Origin of the sequence: Nocardiopsis metallicus (assembly GCF_014201115.1) — a bacterium.
Lineage (GTDB): Bacteria > Actinomycetota > Actinomycetes > Streptosporangiales > Streptosporangiaceae > Nocardiopsis > Nocardiopsis metallicus.
This window is the reverse complement of record NZ_JACHDO010000001.1, coordinates 6,083,694-6,108,263: the sequence shown is the minus strand read 5'-3', so window position 1 is coordinate 6,108,263 and position 24,570 is coordinate 6,083,694. Positions and strand designations below refer to the sequence as shown.

26 protein-coding genes are annotated in these 24,570 nt (G+C 70.7%); 18 read left to right on the top strand and 8 right to left on the bottom strand.

Annotated features, from left to right (window positions below; genetic code table 11):
- Positions 1–36: 36 nt before the first annotated feature.
- On the bottom strand, positions 37–579 hold the full coding sequence (locus tag HNR07_RS26825; RefSeq protein WP_312893990.1) for a phosphotriesterase family protein: 543 nt from the start codon (positions 577–579) through the stop codon (positions 37–39).
- 222 nt (positions 580–801) lie between these two features.
- On the opposite strand from HNR07_RS26825, the gene HNR07_RS26820 reads away from it, so the two are divergent.
- Positions 802–2,028, top strand: coding sequence for a DUF418 domain-containing protein (locus tag HNR07_RS26820; RefSeq protein ID WP_184367653.1), 1,227 nt, complete (start codon positions 802–804; stop codon positions 2,026–2,028).
- A 57-nt stretch (positions 2,029–2,085) separates the two neighbouring features.
- A complete protein-coding gene (locus HNR07_RS26815; RefSeq protein ID WP_184367650.1) occupies positions 2,086–2,859 on the top strand; it encodes a TetR/AcrR family transcriptional regulator in 774 nt (257 codons plus the stop codon).
- A 74-nt stretch (positions 2,860–2,933) separates the two neighbouring features.
- On the opposite strand, the gene HNR07_RS26810 is transcribed toward HNR07_RS26815, so the two are convergent.
- Positions 2,934–3,464 (bottom strand): SRPBCC domain-containing protein, encoded by a 531-nt coding sequence (locus tag HNR07_RS26810; RefSeq protein WP_184367647.1) that lies wholly within the window; start codon positions 3,462–3,464, stop codon positions 2,934–2,936.
- Positions 3,461–3,757, bottom strand: a complete 297-nt coding sequence (locus HNR07_RS26805) for an ArsR/SmtB family transcription factor (RefSeq protein WP_221318945.1) — start codon at positions 3,755–3,757, stop codon at positions 3,461–3,463. The genes HNR07_RS26810 and HNR07_RS26805 overlap by 4 nt, the downstream gene beginning before the upstream one ends.
- A gap of 105 nt (positions 3,758–3,862) precedes the next feature.
- On the opposite strand from HNR07_RS26805, the gene HNR07_RS26800 reads away from it, so the two are divergent.
- Positions 3,863–4,378 carry a DinB family protein gene (locus tag HNR07_RS26800; protein WP_184367641.1) on the top strand — a complete coding sequence of 172 codons (516 nt, stop codon included), beginning with the start codon at positions 3,863–3,865 and terminating at the stop codon, positions 4,376–4,378.
- Positions 4,379–4,474: 96 nt separating this feature from the next.
- Here the strand turns inward: HNR07_RS26800 and HNR07_RS35725 are convergent, their stop codons facing one another.
- Positions 4,475–5,797 (bottom strand): heparan-alpha-glucosaminide N-acetyltransferase domain-containing protein, encoded by a 1,323-nt coding sequence (locus HNR07_RS35725; RefSeq protein WP_184367638.1) that lies wholly within the window; start codon positions 5,795–5,797, stop codon positions 4,475–4,477.
- A 328-nt stretch (positions 5,798–6,125) separates the two neighbouring features.
- Here HNR07_RS35725 and HNR07_RS26790 point away from each other — a divergent pair, with 328 nt between their 5' ends.
- Positions 6,126–6,938, top strand: a complete 813-nt coding sequence (locus HNR07_RS26790; RefSeq protein ID WP_184367635.1) for a CPBP family intramembrane glutamic endopeptidase — start codon at positions 6,126–6,128, stop codon at positions 6,936–6,938.
- Positions 6,939–6,959: 21 nt separating this feature from the next.
- Here the strand turns inward: HNR07_RS26790 and HNR07_RS26785 are convergent, their stop codons facing one another.
- Positions 6,960–8,543 (bottom strand): MFS transporter, encoded by a 1,584-nt coding sequence (locus tag HNR07_RS26785; RefSeq protein ID WP_221319900.1) that lies wholly within the window; start codon positions 8,541–8,543, stop codon positions 6,960–6,962.
- 267 nt (positions 8,544–8,810) lie between these two features.
- On the opposite strand from HNR07_RS26785, the gene HNR07_RS26780 reads away from it, so the two are divergent.
- The 8 genes from HNR07_RS26780 to HNR07_RS26745 all read left to right on the top strand — a co-directional run bounded on the left by HNR07_RS26780 (position 8,811) and on the right by HNR07_RS26745 (position 15,868).
- Positions 8,811–9,608: an ABC transporter ATP-binding protein gene (locus tag HNR07_RS26780; RefSeq protein WP_184367629.1), complete on the top strand. Its 798-nt coding sequence runs from the start codon at positions 8,811–8,813 to the stop codon at positions 9,606–9,608.
- Positions 9,605–10,435 carry an ABC transporter permease gene (locus HNR07_RS26775; RefSeq protein ID WP_184367626.1) on the top strand — a complete coding sequence of 277 codons (831 nt, stop codon included), beginning with the start codon at positions 9,605–9,607 and terminating at the stop codon, positions 10,433–10,435. Before HNR07_RS26780 ends, HNR07_RS26775 begins: the two co-directional genes overlap by 4 nt.
- 74 nt (positions 10,436–10,509) lie before the next feature.
- On the top strand, positions 10,510–10,959 hold the full coding sequence (locus tag HNR07_RS26770) for a hypothetical protein (protein ID WP_184367624.1): 450 nt from the start codon (positions 10,510–10,512) through the stop codon (positions 10,957–10,959).
- Positions 10,960–11,138: 179 nt separating this feature from the next.
- Positions 11,139–11,954, top strand: coding sequence for an ABC transporter ATP-binding protein (locus tag HNR07_RS26765; RefSeq protein WP_184367621.1), 816 nt, complete (start codon positions 11,139–11,141; stop codon positions 11,952–11,954).
- Positions 11,951–12,940, top strand: a complete 990-nt coding sequence (locus HNR07_RS35960) for an ABC transporter permease (protein ID WP_184367618.1) — start codon at positions 11,951–11,953, stop codon at positions 12,938–12,940. The genes HNR07_RS26765 and HNR07_RS35960 overlap by 4 nt, the downstream gene beginning before the upstream one ends.
- Positions 12,941–12,951: 11 nt before the next feature.
- Positions 12,952–14,064: an ABC transporter substrate-binding protein gene (locus tag HNR07_RS26755; RefSeq protein WP_184367615.1), complete on the top strand. Its 1,113-nt coding sequence runs from the start codon at positions 12,952–12,954 to the stop codon at positions 14,062–14,064.
- Positions 14,065–14,126: 62 nt separating this feature from the next.
- Entirely contained in the window at positions 14,127–15,209 is a 1,083-nt protein-coding gene (locus HNR07_RS26750) for an LLM class flavin-dependent oxidoreductase (RefSeq protein ID WP_184367612.1), read from the top strand.
- Positions 15,206–15,868, top strand: a complete 663-nt coding sequence (locus tag HNR07_RS26745) for a cysteine hydrolase family protein (protein WP_184367610.1) — start codon at positions 15,206–15,208, stop codon at positions 15,866–15,868. Before HNR07_RS26750 ends, HNR07_RS26745 begins: the two co-directional genes overlap by 4 nt.
- A 25-nt stretch (positions 15,869–15,893) precedes the next feature.
- Here HNR07_RS26745 and HNR07_RS26740 read toward each other — a convergent pair whose 3' ends face one another.
- Positions 15,894–16,952: a fatty acid desaturase family protein gene (locus HNR07_RS26740; RefSeq protein WP_184367608.1), complete on the bottom strand. Its 1,059-nt coding sequence runs from the start codon at positions 16,950–16,952 to the stop codon at positions 15,894–15,896.
- A gap of 377 nt (positions 16,953–17,329) precedes the next feature.
- Here HNR07_RS26740 and HNR07_RS26735 point away from each other — a divergent pair, with 377 nt between their 5' ends.
- The 6 genes from HNR07_RS26735 to HNR07_RS26710 all read left to right on the top strand — a co-directional run bounded on the left by HNR07_RS26735 (position 17,330) and on the right by HNR07_RS26710 (position 23,491).
- Complete coding sequence (locus HNR07_RS26735) at positions 17,330–18,445, top strand: serine/threonine-protein kinase (RefSeq protein WP_184367605.1); 1,116 nt, start codon at positions 17,330–17,332, stop codon at positions 18,443–18,445.
- Between the two features lie 140 nt (positions 18,446–18,585).
- Entirely contained in the window at positions 18,586–19,578 is a 993-nt protein-coding gene (locus tag HNR07_RS26730; RefSeq protein ID WP_184367602.1) for a siderophore ABC transporter substrate-binding protein, read from the top strand.
- An 82-nt stretch (positions 19,579–19,660) separates the two neighbouring features.
- Positions 19,661–20,662 carry an ABC transporter permease gene (locus HNR07_RS26725; RefSeq protein WP_184367599.1) on the top strand — a complete coding sequence of 334 codons (1,002 nt, stop codon included), beginning with the start codon at positions 19,661–19,663 and terminating at the stop codon, positions 20,660–20,662.
- Between the two features lie 49 nt (positions 20,663–20,711).
- Positions 20,712–21,776, top strand: coding sequence for an iron chelate uptake ABC transporter family permease subunit (locus HNR07_RS26720; RefSeq protein WP_184367596.1), 1,065 nt, complete (start codon positions 20,712–20,714; stop codon positions 21,774–21,776).
- The gene (locus HNR07_RS26715) at positions 21,773–22,528 is read left to right on the top strand and encodes an iron ABC transporter ATP-binding protein (RefSeq protein ID WP_184367593.1); all 756 of its coding nucleotides are present in this window, start codon (positions 21,773–21,775) and stop codon (positions 22,526–22,528) included. Before HNR07_RS26720 ends, HNR07_RS26715 begins: the two co-directional genes overlap by 4 nt.
- A 33-nt stretch (positions 22,529–22,561) precedes the next feature.
- Complete coding sequence (locus HNR07_RS26710; protein ID WP_184367590.1) at positions 22,562–23,491, top strand: aminoglycoside phosphotransferase family protein; 930 nt, start codon at positions 22,562–22,564, stop codon at positions 23,489–23,491.
- Positions 23,492–23,523: 32 nt separating this feature from the next.
- Here HNR07_RS26710 and HNR07_RS26705 read toward each other — a convergent pair whose 3' ends face one another.
- The gene (locus tag HNR07_RS26705; RefSeq protein ID WP_184367587.1) at positions 23,524–23,811 is read right to left on the bottom strand and encodes a hypothetical protein; all 288 of its coding nucleotides are present in this window, start codon (positions 23,809–23,811) and stop codon (positions 23,524–23,526) included.
- A 243-nt stretch (positions 23,812–24,054) separates the two neighbouring features.
- Entirely contained in the window at positions 24,055–24,510 is a 456-nt protein-coding gene (locus HNR07_RS26700) for an ATP-binding protein (RefSeq protein ID WP_184367584.1), read from the bottom strand.
- Positions 24,511–24,570 lie beyond the last annotated feature (60 nt).

The window sequence follows — 24,570 nt, the reverse complement described above, 5'->3', positions numbered from 1 at the left end:
CTCCACACGATAGTGTGCGCCACACACCATCGTCAATCACACATCACTGTGGAGACAGAAAAACGGACCCCCGGCGCAGGCCGGGGGACCGACAGGGCCAGAGGCCCGATGGAGGTCGCGCACAGGGTCAGTACTCGGGGAGACCGCCCCCGAAGAACGCCCTGGGGTGTCCACGAGCATCGCCTCGATCCGGGCCTCCGACACGCCGCGCTCGCGGATGCGCGGGAGGACCTCCTCGCCCAGGTGGAGGTGGTTCCACTGGGGCAGGAAGGCCACCACGTTCGGGGCGAGCCGGTCGTTGAAGCAGGCGGCGTCCTGGGAGAGCACCATGCGTTCGGCGTAGCCCCGCTCACACATCCGCACCAGGGGGTCCGCGCGGGCCTCGAAGGCGGTGTCGAAGTTCAGGCCGAAGCGGCCCATGCCCAGGACGAACCCGGCGTCGGCGAGCCGGGCGAGGTGGTCGGCGCCCGTGGTGCCACCGATGTGGCCCAGGAGGACGCGGGCCGGATCCACGTCCTCCTCATCGCACATGACCTGCTTGACCAGCAGCCCCGCCCGGGACACCGGGTGGGTGTGCACGGTGACGGGGACACCGGGCGGGTGTGCACGGTGACGGGGACGCCGGTCTCGTGGTGGGCGCGGGCCACCGCGCGCATGACGCGTTCGACGCCCGGGGCCCGCCCCGACCCGGCCATCGCCCGACCCCCGCCCGAGCCCTCTCAGCCGGATCCGGCCTTGTAGGCGGACCGCGGTCCGCCTACAATTCTGAACAGTGTTCAAAGATATGACGGGGGACCTCTGATGGCAGCGCCACGGTTACTGGCACCCGACTTCGCCAGGGGCGGAATGCTCCTGCTGATCCTGTTGTCCAACACCGCCTTCTTCCTGTACGCCGGGGACTACACGCGTTCCGACAACTACCCGGACCCGACCTCGGTCGCGGACAGCGTCACGCAGTTCCTGATGCTCGCCCTGCTCGACGTGCGGGTCTATCCGCTCTTCGCCTTCCTGGTGGGCTACGGGATCGTCCAGACCCTCACCCGCCGGATGGCCGCCGGGGCCACCCAGGACGAGGCGGCCGCGACCATCCGCAGCCGCAACCGCTGGCTGTTCGCCTTCGGTTTCGTACACGCCGCCCTGCTGCTGAGCACCGAGGTCCTGGCCGCCTACGGCCTCATCGGCCTGGTGCTGTGCGCCCTGTTCCTGCGCGGAAGCGAGCGGCGGCTGCGCGCGGGCATCCTCACCGGGGTCGGCCTGCTCGCCCTGGTGTTCGCGGCGGCCGCCGCGGCGCTGGCCCTGATCACGGTCCTCAGCCCGGCGGGGGAGGCCGTCGCGCTCACCGACGGGGGCGCACGCTACCTGCTCAGCGGTGCCGCGGAGGAGAACTACCTCGTCTCCGTGCTGTTCCGGCTGCCCACCTGGGTCGTGCTGCTGTTCATCAACGGTTTCGGCGTGGTGCTGCCGACCGCGATCCTGATCGGCATGTGGGCGGCCCGGCACCGCGTCCTGGAGGAGCCCGAACGGCACCGCACCCTCATCCGGCGCGTGGCCGTCATCGGCACCGCCCTGGGCCTGGCCGGTGCGCTGCCCGGAGCGCTCAAGCACGTGGGCGCCTTCGACCCGGCCCCCTACTACGGGCTCAGCGACACGGCCATGACCTTGACCGCCTGGACCAGCGGGCTCGCGGGCGGCCTGGGGTACGTGGCGCTGTTCGTCCTGCTCTCCGGGTTCCTCACCCGCCGGGGACGCCCGCCCGTGGTGGTGACCTCGGTCGCCGCGCTGGGCAAGCGTTCGCTGAGCGGCTACCTGTCCCACTCGATCGTGCTGGTCCCGGTGCTCTCCGCCTGGGGGCTGGGCCTGGGAGCCCACCTGACCAGCTTCACCATGGCCCTGTTCGCGCTCGGGCTCTGGCTGGTCACCGTGGTGGTCGCCGCCCTCATGGAGCGCGGTGGCAGGCGGGGACCCTTCGAGGTGCTGCTGCGCCGCCTGAGCCTGCGCAAACGACCACGACAGCTGAGCGGCCGGTAGACCACCGGAGCTCCCGGGGCAGCGGAGGCGACCCGGGTCAGCGGTTAGATTGGGCGCATGCCGACCACACCCGAGCCCGAGACCGGCGGCCCCACCAACGGCGGGGCCGCCGAAGGACGCCGCACGCCGGGCCCCCGGCGGCGGCTGAACCGGGAGCGGATCGTCAGCACCGCGGTGGAACTCATCGAGGCCCGGGGGCTGCGCGCCCTGTCCATGCGCAGCCTCGCCGAACGACTGGAGGTCGCCCCCGGAACCCTGTACACCTACGTCGCCAACCGCACCGCGCTGGAGACCCTGATCCTGGACAGCGTGATCGCCCAGGACGGCCTCCCGCACGAGCTGCCCGGCCCCTGGCTGGAAAAGCTGGCCGCCTGGGCCCGGAAGGACTGGGTGACCTTCCGCGAGAAGCCCTGGGTGACGGAGCTGCGCCAGGCCAACCACGACTTCGGCCCGGCCTCGGTCACCTGGCTGGACTCGGCGCTGCGGGTCTTCGACGGCACGGGACTTCCCGCGCAGGTCAAGTTCGACATGATCGACAGTCTGGACGCCTACGTACTCGGGGCCGCCACCGTCCACACGCAGTCCGTCGACCGCGTACCGAACCCCGCCCCGGACATGCTCCCCGAGATCCACCAGGCCAACCTGGAGGCGACGACGCTCGTCGAAGCCGTGGGCGAAGGTGGCGTGCCCTTCAGCCAGAGCCGGTTCGAGTTCGGTCTGCGCTGCCTGCTCGCTGGTTTCCAGGTCATCGCGGAACAGGAGCAAGCACAGGAGCATGGGCAGGAGGAGGGGCAGGGGGAGGGACAGGGCACACCCGCCGAGGCCCCCTGAACCACCCTGTTCCAGCGATCACGGAGCAGGAACAAGAGCGGGAGCAGGGCGCGCCCGCACAAGCCCGCCGAGCCCTAACCCCCGGGCTCCGCCGGGGCGTAGAGTTCGGCGACCTCGCCGACCGCGTTCCAGGCGTCATCAGTGGGCCTGCCGTCAGCCGCCAGCGCCAGGGCGTCGAGCATCACGTGCCAGCCGGTGGCGAAGTCGGCGGCGGGCTCGGGGAGCAGTTCACCGTGCACGAGTGTGAGCCGGGTCCCCTCGGGCACGGCTTCCAGGGTCCAGCGGACCTGCGAGTCGGGGACGCCCTCCCAGCACCAGGTGTGCACGAGCACCCCCTTCTCCCCCTCCCCCGGCGGGACGGCCTCACTGACCACCCCGGTGGCCGCGCCCTCGTCACCGAAGTCGAAGCCGACCGCGCCTTTGACCCTGGGGTCGATCGTGCAGCCGGGGAGCCACAGCGCCAGCCTCTCGGGCTCGGTGATCCATGCCCACACCCGTTCGGGGGCGTGCGCGAGCACGCGTTCGAAGCGGATCCGGAACGCGCCGTCCGCACCGATGCCGAGCGTTCCGCGCAGGGAATCCGGGGTCGGGGTCGAGGTCGTCATGACTCTCCTTCGTCCATGGCTCGTTCCAGGGCGTCGAGCGCCGTGTTCCACCGTCCGCGCTGGGCTTCGAGCCAGTCGCCCACCTCGTCCAGCGCGGCCGAGTCAACCGAGTAGAACCGCTGCCGCCCCTGGTTGCGCACCCGCAGCACCCCGGCCTCGACCAGCACGCGCAGGTGCTGTGAGACGGCGGGACGGCTGATGTCGAACCCGGCCGCGATCTCCCCGGCCGAGCGCTCGCCCGCCACCAGCACCTCGACCACGCGCCGCCGGTTCGGCTCTCCGATCGCCTCCATGACATCCACACCAAATATGTAAGCATCGACTTACGCATTTGGTCAAGAGGCTGACCCGGAAAAAAGAAGCTGTGACTCCTGGGACTGGTGTGACAGGTTGGGCCCATGCCTGATTACCGCCGTGACCTGCTCCGCGACCAGTACGACATGACCTGGGCGCTGTTCGAGTACCACCTGGAGCGCCTCCGGCCCGACGACTTCCTCTGGGAGCCCGCCGAACTCTGCTGGACCCTGCGCCAGGGCCCCGGCGGGGTGTGGACCCCGGACTGGGCCGACAGCGAACCCGACCCCGTCCCGGTGCCCACCATCGCCTGGCTGACCTGGCACATCGGCTGGTGGTGGACGGTCACGCTCGACCACACCCTGGGGCGCACCCCGCAGGAGCGCGCCGAGATCCGCTGGCCGGGCGAGGAGCGGACCGTGGACTGGCTCCGCGGGCTGGGCCTGGACTGGATCGAGGCGCTGTCCGAGATGGACCTGGACTCACCCGCCTCCTTCCCCTGGCAGGGGGCGAACGGCAAGACCAACGCGCACACCGCCGCGTGGGTCAACAGCGAACTGATGAAGAACGCCGCCGAGGTCGGCCAGCTGCGTATGCTGCGGGCCGCGTTGAAGTCCTGATCCGGCCCCGGTCACCCCTGGCCCCGGGTCACCCCTGGCCCCGGGTCGCCCCTGGTCCCGGGTCGCCCCTGGTCCCGGGTCGCCCCTGGTCCCGGGTCACCCCTGGCCCCGATCGCGCACCACGACCTTGCTCAGTTGGGACACCCCTGCCTCCAGCGGTCCGCGGCCGACGGTACGGCGCCAGAGGAAGGCGCCCACCACGGCGAACACGAAGAAGACCTCCGACGCGTTGCCGTTGACCCAGTACGCCATCCGCCCGGACTCCTCGCCGACGGTCTCCTGCCAGGCCAGCAGCAGGGCGTGCAGGACGTAGACGGTCAGCGCCAGGGCCCCGGCCGCCGTGAAGGGCGCGACCAGGCGGGGCAGGCGCTCGGCCGCGTACAGGCAGCCGACCAGCAGCACCGCGGCCACCCCGATCCCGCCGAGCACCTCGGGGGCGGTGGAGGTGTGGGACATACTGCTCAGCAACCAGCGGGCGTCGTCGGTGGGGACCGGCCCGGAGACCTCCTCGCGCGGGCCCAGTTCCCACACGATCCCCCAGGTCTCCCAGGCGTGCCAGGAGCCCCGGTAGGCCACGAAGGCGGCCAGCATCCCGGCACAGGCCAGGCGCAGCCGAACCACCTCCGAGCGCAGGTCCAGGCGGCCGACGGCGATCCCGGCGAGCACCGCGGCGAGGCAGCTCAGCGCCGGGTAGAAGCCGTAGACCAGCAGTTCCAGCAGCCCCTGGTGGACCAGCAGCTGGGCGGGGTCGATCTCGTTCCAGAACCCCGCGAAGTCGGCCATCCACCCGCCGGTCTCGCTGGAGTGGCGCAGCGCGAACAGCAGCTGCGGGCCGATGATCAGACTGGCCGCGGCGGCGGTCGCCACCCACGGCGCGGCCATCCGCAGGAACGGGATGGCCAGCAGGAAGTAGAGCCCGTAGTAGGTGATGATCACCGTCAGGTGGGACTCCGCGGCCACGATGACGGCGTTCAGCGCCCAGCCGATGAGCATGAGCGCGGCCCCGCGCACCGCCACCCGTTTGGCGGTGATGCCGCCCCGCCGCCCGGTGTGCGGTCGTCGTCCCCCGGAGAGCAGGGCGAGGGACACCCCGGCCACGAAGGCGAACACCAGAGTGGACCGGCCCCAGGCGTACTGCTCGATCAGGTGCGCGATGGGGCGTTCGGGGTCCATGAACGGCACCCAGAAGTGGACCACCAGCATCCCGGCGATGGCGATCCACCGGGCCAGGTCGACCCCGTCCAGCCGTCCCGGGCCCGAGCCCTGGGCGGGGGCCGTGTTCTTCTCAACAGTGCCGCGCTCGTTCCCCGCCGTATCGGCCTTGGGAGGTGGGTCGGTCCGCCCGCTTCGGGGGTACTCGGCCTCGGCCTCGGTGACTTCGGCGGGCTCGGTCGGCTGGGGTGAGCGGGGGTACTTCATCGGCCTCTAACGGGGTGGCGGAGAGGGAGAGTGGCTACACAAAGGGGTGAAACCGTAACATGTCACTCCTTTCCCCCTCAGGCACCGCGTACGCCCACCCCAGCCCCCTGACATGGCTCGGCTCCGTCCGCAGCCGTGCTCCCACCCCGGTGCTCCGACGTGTTGACCACACTCTCCGTGTCCTCCGATGGGGGGACTGTCGGTCGGGCCGGCGAGAACAGACACTGGAGTGCCGCGCCCCTTCCCCCGGCCCAGAGGTGGTCATGCTCGCCGACATCAGGAACCAGCACCCCGCCGCCACCTGGCGCTGGCTCCCCCGGTCCTCGCCGTGCTCGCGGTCGCACTCGTCCTGGTGGTCCTCCTGGGCGGTGTGCGCCAGACCTCCGAGGCCCTGTGGATCATGCTGGTCAACCTGGCGATCGGCTTCACGGCGCTGGCCCCGGTGGCCTGGCTGGCGGTGCGCGGCCGCCCCGGCGGCCCGCGCGCCCTGGTGGTGGCCGCGGCGCTGGTCGCGGTCAGCATGGTCGCGCTCTTCCTGCCCCGGGTGGGGTTCTTCGCCGACCTGGACTGGAACTGGCAGGGCAAGCTGATCGAGCTGGTGTGGCTGGTCGTGCTCTTCCTCGTGCTGCGCCGGTGGGCCCGCGAGGAGGCCGGGCTCCGCTGGCGGTGGGAGCCGGGTTCGGTCCGTCCCGTCGTGACGGTGATCGCCCTGTTCTTCCTGGTGATCATGGGCCTGCTGTTGTTCGCCCTGTGGCTCCAGGGCGACCCCGCCGAACCGGTGGACGGTGAGCGCCTGCTGTTCGACTCCACCTACCCGAACCTCACCGAGGAACTGCTGTGGCGCGGCGCGATCCTGGCCGTACTGGACCGGGCTCTGGGCACCCCGTGGCGGTTCTTCGGCGCCCCCGTCGGCTGGGGTCTGGTGCTGACCTCGCTCGGGTTCTCCTTCTGGCACGGCTTCCTCTACGGCCCCGACGGGATGACGGTCAGCCTCGGTCTACTGCTGTTCTCGCTGATCTCCGCGGTGATCCTGGGCTGGGTGCGGGCACGGAGCGGTTCGGTCTGGCCCGCCTACCTCGGGCACTGCGCACCCGAACTGGGTATGAGCGCGGCGCTCGGCCTCTGGTGGGTCCTAGCCTGACCTCGGAAGCTCCGGGGGGTGTCAGTCGGTGGCCGCCGGGGCCTTCTCCCGAGCCACCGCGCCCTCTCCGCTGCCGCCCTCGTCGTCCTCGGCCCCGGTCTCGGCACCGCCCGCACCGGTCTCCTCGGTGGCGTCCAGGCGGGTGTGGCGCAGCAGCCACAGCACCGCCACGCCCACCGGGGCCAGGACGAGCGCACCGAAGCCGTAGCCGAACTGCACCGCCGTGGTGAAGGCGCCGAAGGCCGCGTCCAGCAGCTGCCCCGCCTCCTCGGCCGGGAGTTGTTCGGCCACGCCCATGGCCCCGCCGACGCTCTCCCCGGCCTCCTCCCGGAGCGGTCCGGGCAGGTCGTCGAGCCCGGCGCCGCCCAGGCCCCGCCGGTAGACGATCGCGGCCATGCTGCCCAGGAAGGCCATGCTGAGCGCGGCTCCGAAGCCGCCCGCGACATCGCCCATCGCCGCCGCCGACCCCGCCTTGCGGACCGGGGCGCTGACCACGATGAGGTTGATCGCGAGGGTGAAGAGCGGGCCCAGGGCCGTGGCCATCACCGTGGCCAGGCCGATCAGGACGGGAGCGCCGACCTGTCCTGCCAGGAGCGCGAAGGCTCCTCCGGCTGCGGAGGCCACGAGCAGACCGCCGCCCATGGCCGCGGAGGGGCGCATCCAGCGGATCAGCAGGGGCGAGGCCATCCCGCCGACGATCGAGGCGAGCGCCGGGACGACCATCAGCAGACCGGTCTCGGCGGGTGAGAGCCCGAGCGAGCTCTGGAAGTACTGCACCAGCAGCATGTCCGCGCCGCCGTAGGCCAGGAGCATCAACAGCATGGCGCCGAGCGAGACGGCGAAGGCGGGGACGGCGAACAGCCGCATGTCCATGAGGGGTTCGGGCAGGCGCAGCTGCCTGCGGACGAACAGTGTTCCGAGCACCAGGCCGACCGCCACCGGGATCAGGTAGGGCCACACGGGGCCCTCCGCGCCCGAGGCGCTCCGGTCGGCGATCTCCTGGAGCCCGAAGATCACGCTGATGATCGCCCCCATGGACAGCAGGACGCTCAGCAGGTCCACGCTCCCCTCGACCCGCTCCCGGTGGCCGGGCAGCAGCGGCGCGCTGACCAGCAGGAGCACGGCGACCGGGACGTTGATCAGGAAGACCGCGCCCCACGAGAAGTGTTCGAGGACGATCCCGCCCAGCGGCGGTCCCAGGGCCATCCCGGCGGAGAAGGAGCTCATGACCACCGCGACCGCCACGGAGAACTGGCGGGCGTCGGTGAAGGCCACGCGGAGCATACCGAGGATGCTCGGCGTCATCGTGGCCGCGGCCATGCCCATCAGGGCCCGCATCGCGATCAGGACCTCCGGGGTGGGCGCGAAGGCCGCGACCAGGGAGGCGGTCCCGTAGACGGCCACCCCGGTCATGAGCAGGCGGCGGCGTCCGATCTTGGAGCCCAGCCAGCCCATGGTGAGGACCAGGCTGACCGCGAGGAACTCCCCCACGTGCAGGATCCACAGCATCTGGGTGCTGCCCGGCGCGAGGTCGGCGGCGATCGCGGGCAGGGCCATGAACAGCACGGTCATGTCCGTGGCCGCCATGACCAGGGGAAGTGTCATGACGGCGAGGGCCAGCCACGCCCGCCAGGTCGCGCGTTGGGGGGCTTGGGAAGTCACGGCGTCCTCCACCAGGTTCGATCTCCAGGTTCGATGCGGTCTGCCCGACGTTAGGACCTCAACCAATGTTGAGCTCAACCCCGAGCCCCCTCTTCGTGTCCCGGATCACCCTAGCCGCCCCGCCGATTCACTTTCCCCGCGAGAAACACTTGCCAAGTTGGAAAGTAATTGCCACCCTGAAAGAGAAGCATCCCCTACGGAAGGCAGCACATGAGCCACCACGCACCGGCGCTGGAGGCCACCGGACTGGTCAAGCGGTACGGCACGGTGACCGCGCTCGCCGGAATCGACCTGACCGCCGCTCACGGCGAGATCCTGGGCCTTCTCGGCCCCAACGGCGCGGGCAAGACCACCACCATCGAAATCCTCACCGGGCTGCGCGCCCCCACCGAGGGCCGCGCCCGGGTCCTGGGCCTGGACCCGGTCCGTCGGCGCGCCGAGGTCCGCGAGCGCGTCGCGGTCCAACCTCAGCAGGCCGCGCTGTTCGAGCACCAGACCGTCATGGAGACCCTGCGCCTGTGGGCCTCGCTCCACACGGACCCCGCCGGCCCCGAGGAGGTGGTGGAACGCATGGGCCTGACCGCGTCACGGGACGTGCGCGTGCACCGGCTCTCCGGCGGCCAGCGCCAACGACTGCTGGTCGGCACCGCGCTGGTCTCCCGGCCCGAGCTGCTCATCCTCGACGAACCGTCCACCGGCATGGACCCCAACGCCCGCCTCGACCTGTGGGCGGCGGTCCGGGGCCACCGGGACGGCGGCGGCACCGTCCTGCTGTCCACCCACTCCATGGAGGAGGCCGCCGAGCTGTGCGACCGGGTCGCACTCCTGGACCGGGGCAGCCTCGCCGCCCTGGGCACCCCGGCCGACCTGGTCTCCCGCCACGCCCCCGAGCAGGCCGACCGAGGGCTGGGGTTCGGTCTGGAACAGGTCTTCCGCGACCTCACCGGCCGTTCCCTCGCCGACGCCGACACCGAGACAGACGCCGAGACCACGCAGGAGACCCGATGAACACGCGTTCCACCCCCGCGGGGCCGAACTCCACCACCACGGGCCCGGTCACGGCCGCCGCGCCCCCGCTCTCCGCCACCCGCGAACTCCTGGGGCTACACACCCGCGAGTTCCTCCGCGACCGCCGCAACTTCCTGCCGGCCCTGATCCTGCCCCTGGCCCTGGGTGCGCTGTTCCTCGCCATAGCCCACACCATCCCCGAAGCCGAAACCGGTGCCGGGTTGACCTTCGGGCAGATGATCGTCCCGATGCTGCTCCTGCTGACCATGACCAGCGCACCGCTGACCGCGACCGCCAGCCCCCTCGCGACCCTGCGCGCCCAGGGTTCCCTCCGGCTGCTGGGCACCACCCCGGTCGGCCGGACCCGCTTCCTCCTGACCCACATGCCGGTCCGGCTGGGACTGGTCGCGGTCCAGCTGGTCGTGCTCGTCACGGCAGGCACAACCCTGGGCCACATCGCCCCCGCCGACATCCCGGCCCTGTTCGGCGTCTCCGTGCTGGGCCTGCTGATGTTCGGCGCCGCCGGCTACCTGATCGGCGGGGTGGCGGGCGGGACCGACTCCGCCCAGAACACGAGCCTGTTCGTGCAGATGGTGTCGATCATGCTGTCCTTCATGTTCCTGCCGATGGGCATGCTCCCGGACAGCCTGGCGAAGGCGGTCAGCTACCTTCCGCCCAGTTTCCTCGCCGACCTCTTCCTCTCCCTGACCCCGGGCTGGGAGCAGCTCCACCCGACCTGGCTCTCGGTGCTGGTCGTCCTGGGCACCGCGGCCGTCCTCACCGCCCTGGCCGTCCGCCTCTTCCGCTGGGACCAGGGCGAACGGTAGCCGAGCGGGGAGGGGTGACGCGCACAACTGCACAAGGCCGGTCCCGTCGGGCCTGTGTGTAATATCGTCCCTCCATGACCCCCTGCGCGAAAGGCTCCCCGTCCCACGGCACCGCCCGAGTCGGCAGCCCGGATCTGGTCGACGCGCTCGCGGAGCAACTCGGCCTGCGGCTCGCGCCACGCGAGTTCTCCCTGCCCGACGGGACGCGGGTCGCCGTGGACGGAGCCGACGGCGACCCGCCCAACGTGCTCGTCCAGAGCACCCGGATACGGGGACAGCTCAAGTCCAGCCACCGCAACAAGATCATCTCGAACGCCTTCAAACTGCTGTGGTTGCGTGACAGCACCTTCCCCAGCGCCCACCCCCTCCTGGCGGTGAGCCCCGAGGCCGCTCGGCTGTTCAGCGCCGACGCCTGGCTCACGATCGCCCTACGGCACACTCGCATCGCCGTGGTCGTCGTTTCCCCCGAGGGAGACATCACCACCCCGATACCCCTCCGTGATCAACTGTTCACCGGCCGGTGACGCCTCACTTCTAGCTTTGACGGGTCAACGACCCCGCGGGCCGTCGACCGTTTCGCCGCTTCCGCCCGCTCTCCCACGACGTCCTGGCCCGACCCTGCCCAGGACAGCTCACACGGAGGGCGCACGGTGGAATTCCGTACCCCGCAAACGAACGCTCCGATTCCGGTCACGGACCCGACGTGACCGACGATCACATCGAGATACGGGGCCTCACCAAGCGTTATCCGGGCGGCGACCCCGAACGGCCCGCCCTGTCCGGGATCGACCTCGACATCGGGCACCGCCACTTCGTCAGCCTCATCGGCCCCAGCGGCTGCGGCAAGTCCACCCTCCTGCGGGTGATCGCCGGCCTGGAGGGCCACGACGACGGGAGCGTCTCCCTCTTCGGGGAGAGCCCGCGCGAACTGTGCCGACGCAAGGCGGTGGGCCTGGTCCCCCAGACACCGGCCCTGCTGCCCTGGCTCACCGTGCGCCAGAACGTGGCCCTGCCCTCGAAGGTCAACCGGCGGGCACCGCGAAACGGGGACTCCCCCGACGAACTCCTCCGCGCGGTCGGTCTCGACGACGCCGCCCACCGCTACCCGCACGAGCTGTCCGGGGGCATGCGCCAGCGAGTGGCGATCGCCCGTGCCTTCGGGCTCCGGCCGGAGGTACTGCTCATGGACGAGCCGTTCTCCGCCCTCGACGAGTTCACCCGGGAAGCGCTCCAGATCCAGCTCCTGGCCCTGTGGCAGAGCCGGGCGACCACGGTCGTGTTCGTGACGCACTCCGTGCACGAGGCGGTCACGCTCTCCGACCGGGTCGTGGTGATGTCCGCCCGGCCCGGCCGCGTACACGAGGTCCTGCCCATCGACCTGCCCCGGCCCAGGGACCGGGAGGTCGTGAGCGGATTGCGGACCAACGACCTGGAGCGGCGCGTGCGCACCTGCCTCCAGAGCGCCTGGGAGAGCGGTGCCGCGCCCGACGACCTCATCCCCCCGGCGGGTGTCCGGTGAAGCAGAGGACGAACGCGGCCGCCCCGACCCACGGGCCCGCCCCCGAGCCATCGGCCGGGAACGCCCCCGGCACCGCCCCCGATGGCGCTCACCCCGGCCGGAGCCGCTCCGGGCGGCCCCTCCTCGGCCAGCACCTCCTCGGCTGGCCCCTCTTCGGCCGGGCCCGGTCCGCCGGGGCCGGGCGCACCGCCCCGCGGCGCTCCGGTGCCCGGCGGCGCTCCCCGCTCCGCCCCGCCGTCTGGTTGCCCACCGCCGTGCTCCTGGTGGTCCTCGGCTTCGCCTGGTCGGCGGTGGCCGAGGAACACCCGTACATCCTGCCCGCGCTGTCCGAGGTCGGCCGAACCCTGGTCGGCGACCCGCTGCTCTTCCTGGGCAACGCCTGGGCCACCCTCCGGATCGCCCTCGTCGGTGTGGCCTTCGGCGCCGGGACCGCCTTCGTCCTCGCTCTCCTGATGTCGGAGATCCCGCTGGTCCGGCGGGCGCTCATGCCCCTGGCCGTGGTCCTCAACGTGACCCCGGTCGTGGCCATCGCCCCGGCCCTGGTGGTGGCCTTCGGGTTCGGCATGACCCCGAAGGTCGTGGTCACCGCGATCATCACCTTCTTCCCGGTGCTGATCAACGTGGCCACCGGCCTGCGCTCGGTCCCCTCCCCGGTCCTGCACGTCTTCCAGACCCTGCACGCCTCCCGCCTGGAAGTGCTGTTCCGCCTGCGGATCCCCAGCAGCCTTCCGTACACCCTCGCCGCCCTCCGGGTGGTGCTCCCCCTGTCCATCGTGGGTGCCGTGGTCGCGGAGTTCGTCGCCGCCGGGTCCTCCGGCGGCCTGGGGACGATGATCCGCAACTCCGCGGCCACCGCCCGCCTGGACTACGTCTACGCGGCCATCACCTGCCTGGCCGCGATGGGTGTCCTGATGCTCGCGCTGGTCACAGCGGTCGAACGCCGACTGCTGTTCTGGCACGACTCCCAGCAAGAACCCTCACGATGAACGGAACACACATGCCAGCCCCCGCCCCCAGCCACCCCCGCCCCCGCCCCCGGCACCTCAGACCGATCGCCGCGCTCCTGACCACCGGTCTCCTCGTCTCGGCCTGCGGTACGGATGACCCGGGAGACGCTCCCCGGGCCGCTTCGGTCATCGACGAGGAGCGCTGCGAGACCAACGCCGCCGCCGGAACGATCACCTACATCACCGGCTACCACTACCAGGCCTCCGTCACCCAGCTGGAGGTCATCGCCGCGGACGGCCTCGACCTCTTCGACGCCCTCTGCCTGGACGTGGAGATCCAGCCGGGCAACGGCGACGTCATGGGCAACGCCCAGCTGGTCTCGGCGGGCACCGCCCACTTCACCCCCACCAGCAACGAGGCCGAGGTCCTCCAGGCCAACGAGCGCGACCACGAGGTCATCGGCATCGCCACCTACGGCCACGTCCCCATCTCCTCGCTGCTCACCGGAACCGGCATCGAGGACCTCACGGAGCTGGAGGGACAGACCCTCGGCCACCAGAGCATGATCCCGGCACCGCTGGAGGCCATGCTCGTCTCCGCCGGCGTCGACGTCGACTCCATCGAGCAGGTCGAGGCGGGCTACGACCCCAGCATCCTGCCCCGGGACCAGGTCCAGGCGCTGACGGGCTTCCGCTCCAACGAGCCCCACCAGCTCGACGCCATGGACGAGGACTACACCGAATGGCTCCCGGAGGACTTCGGGGTCGTCGGCTCGTTCGGTGTGATGGCCACCAACCCGGAGTGGGCCGAGGAGCACCCCACCGTCGTCGAGGACTTCCTGCGCGCCATCGCCAAGGCCTTCGAGCACTGCACGGAGAACGGCGAGGAGTGCGTGCAGTACGCCGCTGACCTGGACGAGGCCGGGTTCGACACCGAGCACAACCTGAAGGTGTGGAACACCGAACGCGAGCTCGTCGGCGCCTCCACCCCGGACGACCAGCCCAACGGCTACATCGACCTCGGAATGACCGAGCAGGAGGGCCAGACGCTCCTGGACAACGGCGCCCTGGACAACCTGCCGGACCTGGAGCCGCTCTTCGAGCCGCGTTACCTGGAGGCTGTCCACGTGGCGACCGAGGTCGTCTGGCCCGTCGAGGAGTGACCGGCCGGGCGGGGAACGCCCGGACAGGAATCACTCGAACAGGGACGACAGAGGAGCCCACGTTGGCAGCACCATACGGGACCCCGGCCGACGCGACCGAGTACGGGATCTTCCTCCCGATCGGCAGCGGCGGCTGGATCGTGTCCGAGACCGCTCCGCACCCGGAGGCGACCTACGAGTACAACCGCGAGGCCGCGGTCCTCGCCGAGGCCCACGGTTTCGACTTCGTCATGTCCATGGGCAAGTGGCGCGGCTACGGCGGAACCACCGCGCACTGGGAACACACCCTGGAGTCCATGACGATGATGGCGGGGCTCGCCGAGGCCACCGAACGCGTCAAGGTGTGGGCGACCGTACACACCAACCTGTTCCACCCGGCTCTGGCCGCCAAGATGTTCACCACGCTCCAGGAGATCAGCGGCGGGCGCGCCGGGATGAACATCGTCGTCGGCGCCTACGCGCGCGAGTTCGAGCAGATGGGGCTCTGGCGACAGGACCTGGACCACGCCGACCGCTACCGGTACACCGAGGAGTGGGCCACCGCGCTGCGGCGCCTGTGGACCGAGGACTCGGTGACGATGGACGGCGAGTTCCTCCAGCTCGACGACTGCCGTTCGCTACCGCACCCGGCCCCTCCGCCCACCCTGATCGGCGCGGGGCGCTCCCCCGCCGGTCTGGGGTTCCAGGCCCGCCACTGCGACGGTTCCTTCCTCACCGCCCAGGACCTTCCCGGACTGCGTGAGGCGAGTCGACGCGTGAAGGAGGGGGCCGAGCAGCAGGGGCGGAGCATCCGCACCTACTCGATGCTCACCGTGGTGATGGACGAGACCGACGCCGCGGCCCAGGCCCGCAGGGCCGAGTTCGGCCGGGGCGCCGACGTCGAGGCCATCGTCAACATGAAGCGTTCCTGGGGCCTACCCCTGGAGAAGGCGCTGTCGTTGACGGCCGACTGCCCGGCGGACGAGGTGTTCCAGACCCCGTTCGTCACGGGTTCACCGGAAACGGTGGCCGCGCGGGTGCGCGAGTTGGTCGAGGAGGCGGAGCTGGACGGGCTGATGCTGATCTTCCCGGACTACCACGCCGACCTCCGGGCCTTCGGGGAACGGGTCATGCCGCTGCTCCAACCCGAAAAGGCCCTGCGGTGACTGGGCTCATCACCGACGTGTCCGGGGGCCTCCGGCCTCTGCCCGCCCCTCGGGGAGAGGCCGCGCTCCTGGTGATCGACGTCCAGCGGGACTTCGCCGCCCCGGATCGGCTCCCCTGGCTCGCCGAGAGCGACCAGGACCGAATCACAGGGGCGGTGGAGCGCGTCGCGGAGCTGGTCCGGGCCGCGCGCTCCGCCGGGATCCGGGTGGTCTGGGTGGCCCTGGAGCAGGATGCCGACGAGCCGTGGGAGTCCTCGCTCTGGTTGCGCGGCATCGCCCGGGAGCCGCGGGAGACCAGGCTCGCACAGGAACCGTGTGTGGCGGGTACCTCCGGCGCGGAGTGGTTCGGGGTCGCGCCCGCCCCGGGTGAGGATGTCGTCGTCAAGCGGCGCTACTCGGCCTTCCACGGCACGGACCTCGCGGAGCGACTGCGCGGCCACGGGGTCACCTGGCTGGCCGTGTGCGGTCTGACCGCCGACTGCTGCGTTGACGCCACCGTACGGGACGGCTTCCAGCTCGGTTTCCGCACCGTGGTCGCCGCGGACGCCACCGCCTCCTACGACCGGGACCGGCACGCCCACACACTCGACGTGCTGGGCCGGCACGCGGCGGTGGTCGCCACGGTCAAAGCCATGACCGAGGCCTGGGGCTCGTCCTAGACGACCGGTACGGCGGCGGCCCGGATCATCCGGCGGGTGTCCTCGCGCGCAGCGGGGCGCCCGCCTCGTGCATGTGGGTGATGGCCTCGACGTGCGAACGGACGAAACCGGTCTCGTGGTAGGACACCCCGATCTCCTCGCAGTAGTCGCGCACGATCGGCTGGGCCTTGGCCAGGTGGGGGCTGGGCATGCTCGGGAAGAGGTGGTGCTCGATCTGGTAGTTGAGCCCGCCGAGCGCCAGGTCCGTGAAGCCGCCGCCGCGGACGTTGCGCGAGGTCAGTACCTGCTTGCGGAGGAAGTCGAGTTTCTCGCCCTTCTTCAGGGTCGGCATGCCCTTGTGGTTGGGCGCGAAGATGCAGCCCAGGTAGACCCCGAACAGCCCCTGCTGGACCGCGATGAACGCGACCGCCTGGAGCGGGTCGAGGACGATGATGATCGCACCGAGGTAGAGCACGAAGTGCCCCGCCAGCAGCGCGCCCTCCAGGACCCGCTGTTTGGTGGAGGGCTTGAAGAGCGCCCGCACACTGCCGACGTGCAGGTTCAGCCCCTCCAGCAGCAGGAGCGGGTAGAAGAGGAAGGCCTGGTAGCGGCCGAGGAAGGCGGGGATGCCCCGCGCTTTCCTGGCCTGGTCCTCAGACCACACGAACAGGTCCGGGTTGACGTCCGGATCGTGCTCCTCGTGGTTGGGGTTGGCATGGTGGCGGGTGTGCTTGTCCTGCCACCAGCCGTAGCCCAGGCCGATGCCGAGGTTGCCGACGACCCGGCCGACGGCCTCGCTGAGGCGGCGACCGTTGAAGATCTGACGGTGCGCGAGCTCGTGGGAGACCAGCCCCACCTGGCCGAACACGGCGGCCATGGCGACGGCGGTGACGATCTGCCACCACGAGTTCCCGATCAGGAAGAACGCCACCCATGAGCCGACGAAGGCCAGGGCGATGAGGCTCAGTCGCACCGCGAAGTAGACGGGGGTGCGTTCCATGAGTCCGGCGTCCTGGATCCGACGGGACAGCCGGGCGAAGTCACTACCCCTGACCTTCGTGGCCCCCTGGTCGGTTTCTCGGGTTCCTGTGGTGTTGTTGGGCATGGGTACTGCCACTCCCCCGACGTTGATGGTGCCTCCGACTCCGGTGGCCCCGATAAACCAACGCTAGGCCGAAGCGGGCCGCGGTTCCATGGCGCTCGCACGACGCGGGATGGGGGTGCCTGCACCCCTGATTTTTCGCTCCCCTTGCTTTGCTACCTGCTGGTCACCCGCCTGGAGGGCTCCATACCCTGCATAAGTATACTTCGCTATATATATTTAAAAGTATAGTCAGCGTCGGTATCGCGGAGCTCCCTCACGGCCGCGATCCCCCGACCGCCCCGCCCCGGCGGGGCCTGGGAGGACAGGAGGACCTTCGGTATCTTGACAGTGCCGCCCCTGCCCTCGGGCGGGACGCCGCCCCGAGCCGAAGGTGCCCCGTGACGCCCCCACTGAAAGCCCTGCTCCCCCATGACCCCGAGAGTCTCGGCGGCCACCGCCTGCTGGGACGGCTCGGCTCCGGCGGCCAGGGCACCGTCTACCTGGCCGAACAGGCCGACGGGACTCAGGTCGCGGTCAAGACCCTCGACCCCGGGGGCATGGCCGACCCCGAGGTGCGCCGAAGATTCGAACGCGAGGCCGAGGCAGCGCGTCTGGTGACCTCCTTCTGCACGGCGGCCGTGCTGCACGCCGACTTCGACTCCGAGCCCGCCCACATCATCAGCGAGTACGTGGAGGGCCCCACCCTGCACCGGACGGTGGCGGACGGCGGTCCGTTGGACGGCGGCGACCTGATGCGGCTGTCGGTGGCTACGGCGACCGCCCTGGTCGCGGTGCACGAGGCGGGCATCGTGCACCGCGATCTCAAGCCCGGGAACGTACTCATGGCCCCGGGCGGACCACGGGTGATCGACTTCGGCATCTCCCAGATCACCGAGGGCGCGGGCACCCTCACCCGCCCCACCATCGGCACGCCCGGGTTCATGTCGCCCGAGCAGCTCGCGGACGGCCGGGTCAACGCGGCCACGGACGTGTTCGCCTGGGGCGCGGTGATGGTCTTCGCGGCGACCGGAAAACCACCCTTCGACGCCGCCACGGTACCGGGGGTCCTGCACAGGGTCCTGCACGTCGAACCCGACCTGAGCGGACTGCCCGAGCACCTGCGTCCGCTGGTCGCCCAGGCCCTGGCCAAGGCCCCGGCCGACCGGCCCACCGCCATCGACGTGCTGCACCGCCTACTGGGCCGCGCACCCGAGCCCGCGCCTGAACCCGCCCCCGAACCCGCCGAGGCGCCGACAGTGCCGAAGGCACCGGCGGCACCGGCGGCGCCGCGCACGCTTCCCCGGCCCGCCCCCTCCGACGAACCGACCCGTGTTCTGCCGAGCCGACCGCCCCACCCGCCCGCGAACAGCCCGGCGAGACCGCCGACGGAGCGGCCGACCGACAGGGCGAAGAACGACCCGCCGCCGGTGAACCCGACTATCGCGTGGACGGTCACCATCCTGATCCTGGTGGCCCTACCGGTGACCGCCGTCATCCTCGCCATGACGCCCTGACCCGCACCGAGCCCGTACATCAGCGCTGTTCAGGGCGGTAGAAACTGAGGACAACCTCTCAAACGGGACTCCGTTGTACATAACGCAAAAGTGTTAGGTTAGGCTCTCCTTCGTCGTCAGCAATTGAAGGAGAAACCACCATGAAGTCCCCTGGTCGTCCCGTCACGGCGCTCTCGCTCATTCTGGCATCCTCCCTGGTCCTGGCCGGATGCTCGACCGACGCACAGGACTCCGACGGCTCCGCCGCCGCTGACGGCACCACGGTCGAGGTCGAGGACAACAACGGCACGCAGACGGTGGCCTCGCCGCCCGCGTCGGTGGTCGCACTCGACAACCGCACCTTCGAGACGCTCTCGGACTGGGACATCGAGCTGTCGGCCGCCGCCGTCTCGCTCATGCCCGACACGATCGGCTACACGCAGGACGACTCGATCATCGACATCGGCACACACAACGAGCCCGACCTCGAGTCGATCGTCGCCGCCGAGCCGGACCTGGTCGTCAACGGCCAGCGCTTCACCCAGCACCAGGACGACATCGCCTCCCTCGTGCCCGACGCCGCGATCCTGGAGCTCGAACCGCGTGAGGGCGAGCCCTTCGACGCCGAGCTCAAGCGCCAGATCACCGTGCTCGGCGAGGTCTTCGACAAGCAGGACGAGGCCGCCGAGCTCGTCGCGGAGTTCGACGCCGCCGTCGAGCGGGTCAACGACGCCTACGACGAGGACGCCAGCGTCATGGCCGTCACCACCTCCGGCGGCGAGATCGGCTACCTGGCCCCCGGCGTCGGCCGCACCCTCGGCCCGGCCTTCGACATCTTCGGTCTCACCCCGGCTCTGGAGGTCGACGGTGCCAGCGACGACCACCAGGGCGACGACATCTCCGTCGAGGCCATCGCCGACTCCAACCCCGACTGGATCCTCGTGATGGACCGCGACGCCGCCGTCGCCGTCGACGAGGCCGGGTACGAGGAGGCCGACAAGATCCTGTCCGAGTCCGAGGCGCTCGCCGGCGTGAGCGCCGTCGAGAACGAGCAGATCGTCTACATGCCCATCGACACCTACACCAACGAGGGCATCCAGACCTACACCGAGTTCTTCAACGCGTTCGCCGACGCGCTGGAGGCCCAGGCTTGATCCGCCCCACCCGTTCGACGCGCGCCGACGGCGGTGCCCCCGCCACCGTCGGCGCGTGCCGCTGTGCGGAGGTCGATCCCGCATGAAGACCGCGCCCCCGGCCGCGTCCCCGAAGCTCTCGCGCACCCGGCGCCCCGGACGGCTCTTCGACTGGAAGCTGCTCGTCGGTATCGCCGTCGTGGCCGCCCTGCTCGTGCTCTCCCTGACCACCGGCGTGTACGACGTCTTCGGCGCCGAGGGCGGCGGCGAGATGTTCGCGATCACCCGCATCCCGCGCACGATCGCCCTCGTACTGGCGGGCGCCGCGATGGCGATGTCGGGGCTGATCATGCAGCTGCTGACACAGAACCGCTTCGTCGAGCCGACCACCACCGGCACCACCGAGTGGGCCGGGCTGGGCCTGCTCACCGTGATGATCCTGATCCCCGGGGCGAGCATCGGCACCCGCATGTTCGGTGCCGTCGTGGCGGCGTTCATCGGCACGATGGTGTTCTTCCTGTTCCTGCGCCGGGTCACCCTGCGCTCCTCGCTGATCGTCCCGATCGTGGGCATCATGCTGGGCGCCGTGGTCAGCGCGGTGTCGACCTTCATCGCGCTGCAGACCGACATGCTGCAGAACCTGGGCGTGTGGTTCGCCGGGAGCTTCACCTCGGTACTGCGGGGACAGTACGAGATGCTGTGGATCGTGGCGCTCGTGGCCGTCGCGGTGTTCGTCATCGCCGACCGCTTCACCGTCGCCGGGCTCGGCCAGGAGATCTCCACCAACGTCGGCCTGAACTACAACCGGGTCATTCTGCTGGGCACCAGCCTGATCGCGATCGCCACCGGCGTGGTGACCGTGGTCGTGGGCAACCTGCCGTTCCTCGGGCTCATCGTGCCCAACATCGTCTCGATGCTGCGCGGCGACGACCTGCGCAGCAACCTGCCGTGGGTGTGCCTGCTCGGCATCGGCATCGTGACGGTGTGCGACCTGATCGGCCGGACGATCATCATGCCCTTCGAGGTGCCCGTCTCCCTCATCCTCGGGGTCGTCGGCGCCGCCGTGTTCATCCTTCTCCTGTTGAGGCAGCGCCGCCGTGGCTGAGTCGACCGCTTCCCCCGCAAGCCCTCCGGGTGCCCCGCGACCGCCCCGGGTGACCGAGCCGCTCGCCGCACCGCCCGAACGCGCCGAGCCCGCCGCGGCCGCCGAGCGCCCTGAACGCACGTCCCGAACCCTGCCCGCCGGGCGCGCCCGCCGCCGCTACTGGACCATCGTCACGGTGCTCTCGGTACTGGCGGTCGGGTTCGCCTTCGGCCTGCTGGCCTGGGACAACCCGATGCCGGTGGGCTCGGACGGCTTCTGGCGCATCGCCCAGATGCGGGCCACCAACATCGTGGTCATGGCCGTGGTGGCGATCTGCCAGGCCATCGCCACGGTGAGCTTCCAGACCGTCACCAACAACCGCATCATCACCCCGTCCATCATGGGGTTCGAGGCGCTCTACATCGCCGTCCAGACCAGCGCCGTGTACTTCCTGGGCGTCGCCGGGATCCTGGCCATCCAGGGGGTCTCGCAGTTCCTGCTGCAGATCGCGGTCATGGTCGGGTTCGCCATGCTGCTGTACGGCTGGCTGCTGTCCGGCAGGTACGGCAACCTCCAGGTGATGCTGCTGATCGGCATCATCATCGGCGGCGGCCTCGCCTCGATCTCCACCTTCATGCAGCGGCTGCTCACCCCGAGCGAGTTCGACGTGCTGGCCGCCCGGCTGTTCGGCAACGTCTCCAACGCCGACGCCTCCTACCTGCCGGTCGCGGTCCCGCTGTGCCTGGCCGCCGCGACCCTGCTGGTGCTGAGCTCGCGCCGGCTCAACATCGTGGCGCTGGGGCGGGACGCCAGCACGGGCCTGGGGCTGAACCACCGCCGCGAGACCATGCGCGTGCTGTTCCTGGTGTCGATCCTCATGGCGGTCTCGACCGCGTTGGTGGGGCCGATGACCTTCCTCGGCTTCCTGGTGGCGACCCTCGCCTACCAGTTCGCCGACACCCACGACCACCGCTACGTCTTCCCGGTCGCCGCGCTGACCTGCTTCGTGGTGCTCAGCGGCGCCTACTTCGTCATGCGGAACATCTTCTACGCCAACGGCGTGGTCTCGATCATCATCGAGCTCGTCGGCGGCCTGGTGTTCCTGTTCGTCATCCTCAGAAAGGGCCGACTGTGATCACCCTCAAAGGTGTACGCAAGGAGTACAGCAGCGAGGTCGCGATCGGCCCCGTGGACCTGGAGATCCCCGAGGGCGGTCTGACCGCCCTGGTGGGGCCGAACGGCGCCGGGAAGTCGACGCTGCTCACGATGGTGGGCCGCCTGCTCGGCATCGACGAGGGGACCATCGAGGTCGCCGGGTACGACGTGACCAAGACGGCCTCCAAGGACCTGGCCAAGATCGTCTCGGTCCTGCGCCAGGAGAACCACTTCATCACCCGGCTGACCGTGCGCCAGCTGGTCGCCTTCGGGCGCTTCCCCTACTCCAAGGGACGGATGACGGTCGAGGACGAGGAGATCGTGAGCCGGGCGATCGACTTCCTGGACCTCACCGACCTGGAGGACCGCTACCTCGACCAGCTCTCGGGCGGGCAGCGCCAGCGCGCCTACGTGGCGATGGTGCTCTCCCAGGACACCGAGTACGTGCTGCTGGACGAGCCGCTCAACAACCTCGACATGCGCCACTCGGTGCAGATGATGAAGCACCTGCGCCGCGCGGCCGAGGAGCTCGACCGGACCATCGTGATCGTGCTGCACGACATCAACTTCGCGGGCCACTACGCGGACCACATCTGCGCGGTCAAGGACGGCTCCGTGGTGGAGTTCGGCACCCCGGCCCAGATCATGACCGACGACGTCCTCACCCGGGTGTTCGAGACCCCGGTGAACGTCGTCGACGGCCCGAACGGACCGCTCGCGGTCTACTACTGAGCCCGGGCCGGGGCCGGGGCCGATACTGGAGTGATGCGCACACCTCCCGCCGAAGTGGCCATCACCCCCGAACTCGTCCGCCGGCTCCTGCGCGAGCAGCACCCCGACCTGGCCGCCCTGCCCCTGGCGACGGTCGCCAACGGCTGGGACAACACGATCCTGACCCTGGGCGAGCACCTGTGCGTCCGGGTACCGCGGCGCGCGGCGGCCGAGCGGCTGGTCGTGAACGAACAGCGGTGGCTGCCCGGGATCGCCGAACGCGTGGGCGTCCCCGTCTCGGCCCCGCTGCGCGTGGGACACCCCGGCCCCGACTACCCCTGGCACTGGTCGGTGAACCCGTGGTTCGAGGGCCGCACCGCCGCAGAGGTACCGGTCGGCGAACGCTCCGACCTGGTCGGACCGCTCGCCCTCTTCCTGTCCCAGCTGCACGCGCCCGCGCCCGGGGACGCCCCCGAGAACCCGTTCCGGGGCGTCCCCCTGGGCGTACGCGAGTCCAAGCTGCGCGAGCGCGTCGCCGACAGCGGCATCCCCCGCTCGGCGGAACTGCTCGCCCTGTGGGAGAAGCTGGTCGACACCCCCGAATGGACCGGGCCGGCGCTCTGGCTGCACGGCGACCTGCACCCGGCCAACATCCTGGTGAGTACCGAGGCGCGCACCCGCGCCGAGGGCCGCCTGTCCCTGACCGCGGTCCTGGACTTCGGCGACCTGACCTCCGGCGACCCCGCCTCCGACCTCGCCGTCGCCTGGATGACCTTCACCCCGCAGGACCGCGCCCGCCTGCGCGCCGAACTGGACCGGCTGGCGAGCACCGGCGAACACGTGACCGGCCTCGACGACCACACCTGGCAGCGCGCCCGCGCCTGGGCGATCCTCTACGCCGCCCTGCTGGCCGCCAGTGCCGAGGAGTACCCGCTGCTGGGGGCTATGGGAGACCACACCATCACCCAGCTGCTGGACACGTAAGGCGGACGAAGGCGGTAAGAGGAGCGGGTTTGTCACCCCCCGAGCAGGTAGGGGCGGACGAGGGAGTCCGTGGGGTCCTCGTGTTCCGGCCAGAGTTCGATCAGGTCTTCGGGCAGGGTGTGTGGGGTGTCGTGGGCGGTCGTCTCCGGGGCCGGGCGGGGGATCGGTTCCCGGTAGCGGCTCAGTTCGAGGCGGCGGGGTGCCGGGGCAAGCGCCGGACGGGGCCGAGGGAGGGGTTCGGTCCGGGTGGGGGCGCCGATGACCTGGGCGAGGCTCCAGGCCACCGCGGAGGCGAACACCCACCACAGGCGGGAAGTCATCGAAAGTCGGGGCCTGCGGTGACGGCCGCCGGTACAGTTCTGCACAGTTGATCTCCTGTTGTGGCAGGTGGTTGATCAGCCCCGGGGCCGGTGTGGGTAGCACCGCCCCGGGGCGTTCTGCGTTCTTGAGTGCTGGCGCGGACTGGTGAAGGGGTGGGGCGGGGGAATAGGAGCGGGTGTCAATGGCCCGTGTGCGCACGGGCTGCGCTTCCCGCCGTGTCGGCTGGTGCTGGTTGGCGGTGATCAGCTGGCCAGGTCGTACCAGGCCTCGCCCAGGTCCGGTTCCCGGTCCAGCCGCACCATGGCCCGCATCTCCAGCGGCATACCCAGCTCGCCTTCCCACCACCAGTACTCGGCGATCCGGTCCACCAGCCACAGCCCGCGTCCGCCCGGGGTCATCTCACCGGGCTGCCGGTCCACGAGCTGCGGTGTGGAGAAGGGCCCGCCCCACTTGCGGCCCTGGTCGACCACGCTGAGCAGCACGACCTGGTCGCTGAGGAGTTCGAGGCCGACCCACATCCGGCCGTGCTGCTCCCCGGTCGCGGTGTGCTGGACGGCGTTGCTGGCCAGCTCGCTGAAGACCAGCTCGACCCAGAACCCGCGCCCGTTCCGGAGTAGGGCATCGCGCACGGACCACTCGCGCACCCGCGCCACGTCCGTGGTGTTGCCACCGAAGTAGGCCCATCGCGGCGACCACACCCCCACCCCACCCTTAGGCCGCCGAGGCCCCGGTGCCCGACCACCACTCATAACACCCTC

Bases quoted from the DNA above. Each gene is read 5' to 3' on its own strand.
- HNR07_RS26730 (WP_184367602.1), top strand. From the start codon at position 18,586: ATGAAGTCCCCTGGTCGTCCCGTCACGGCGCTCTCGCTCATTCTGGCA.
- HNR07_RS26810 (WP_184367647.1), bottom strand. From the start codon at position 3,464: ATGACGACCTCGACCCCGACCCCGGATTCCCTGCGCGGAACGCTCGGC.
- HNR07_RS26710 (WP_184367590.1), top strand. From the start codon at position 22,562: ATGCGCACACCTCCCGCCGAAGTGGCCATCACCCCCGAACTCGTCCGC.
- HNR07_RS26775 (WP_184367626.1), top strand. From the start codon at position 9,605: ATGAACACGCGTTCCACCCCCGCGGGGCCGAACTCCACCACCACGGGC.
- HNR07_RS26705 (WP_184367587.1), bottom strand. From the start codon at position 23,811: ATGACTTCCCGCCTGTGGTGGGTGTTCGCCTCCGCGGTGGCCTGGAGC.
- HNR07_RS26780 (WP_184367629.1), top strand. From the start codon at position 8,811: ATGAGCCACCACGCACCGGCGCTGGAGGCCACCGGACTGGTCAAGCGG.
- HNR07_RS26815 (WP_184367650.1), top strand. From the start codon at position 2,086: ATGCCGACCACACCCGAGCCCGAGACCGGCGGCCCCACCAACGGCGGG.
- HNR07_RS26740 (WP_184367608.1), bottom strand. From the start codon at position 16,952: ATGCCCAACAACACCACAGGAACCCGAGAAACCGACCAGGGGGCCACG.
- HNR07_RS26805 (WP_221318945.1), bottom strand. From the start codon at position 3,757: ATGGAGGCGATCGGAGAGCCGAACCGGCGGCGCGTGGTCGAGGTGCTG.
- HNR07_RS26800 (WP_184367641.1), top strand. From the start codon at position 3,863: ATGCCTGATTACCGCCGTGACCTGCTCCGCGACCAGTACGACATGACC.
- HNR07_RS26755 (WP_184367615.1), top strand. From the start codon at position 12,952: ATGCCAGCCCCCGCCCCCAGCCACCCCCGCCCCCGCCCCCGGCACCTC.
- HNR07_RS26820 (WP_184367653.1), top strand. From the start codon at position 802: ATGGCAGCGCCACGGTTACTGGCACCCGACTTCGCCAGGGGCGGAATG.
- HNR07_RS26725 (WP_184367599.1), top strand. From the start codon at position 19,661: ATGAAGACCGCGCCCCCGGCCGCGTCCCCGAAGCTCTCGCGCACCCGG.
- HNR07_RS26785 (WP_221319900.1), bottom strand. From the start codon at position 8,543: ATGACACTTCCCCTGGTCATGGCGGCCACGGACATGACCGTGCTGTTC.
- HNR07_RS35725 (WP_184367638.1), bottom strand. From the start codon at position 5,797: ATGAAGTACCCCCGCTCACCCCAGCCGACCGAGCCCGCCGAAGTCACC.
- HNR07_RS26770 (WP_184367624.1), top strand. From the start codon at position 10,510: ATGACCCCCTGCGCGAAAGGCTCCCCGTCCCACGGCACCGCCCGAGTC.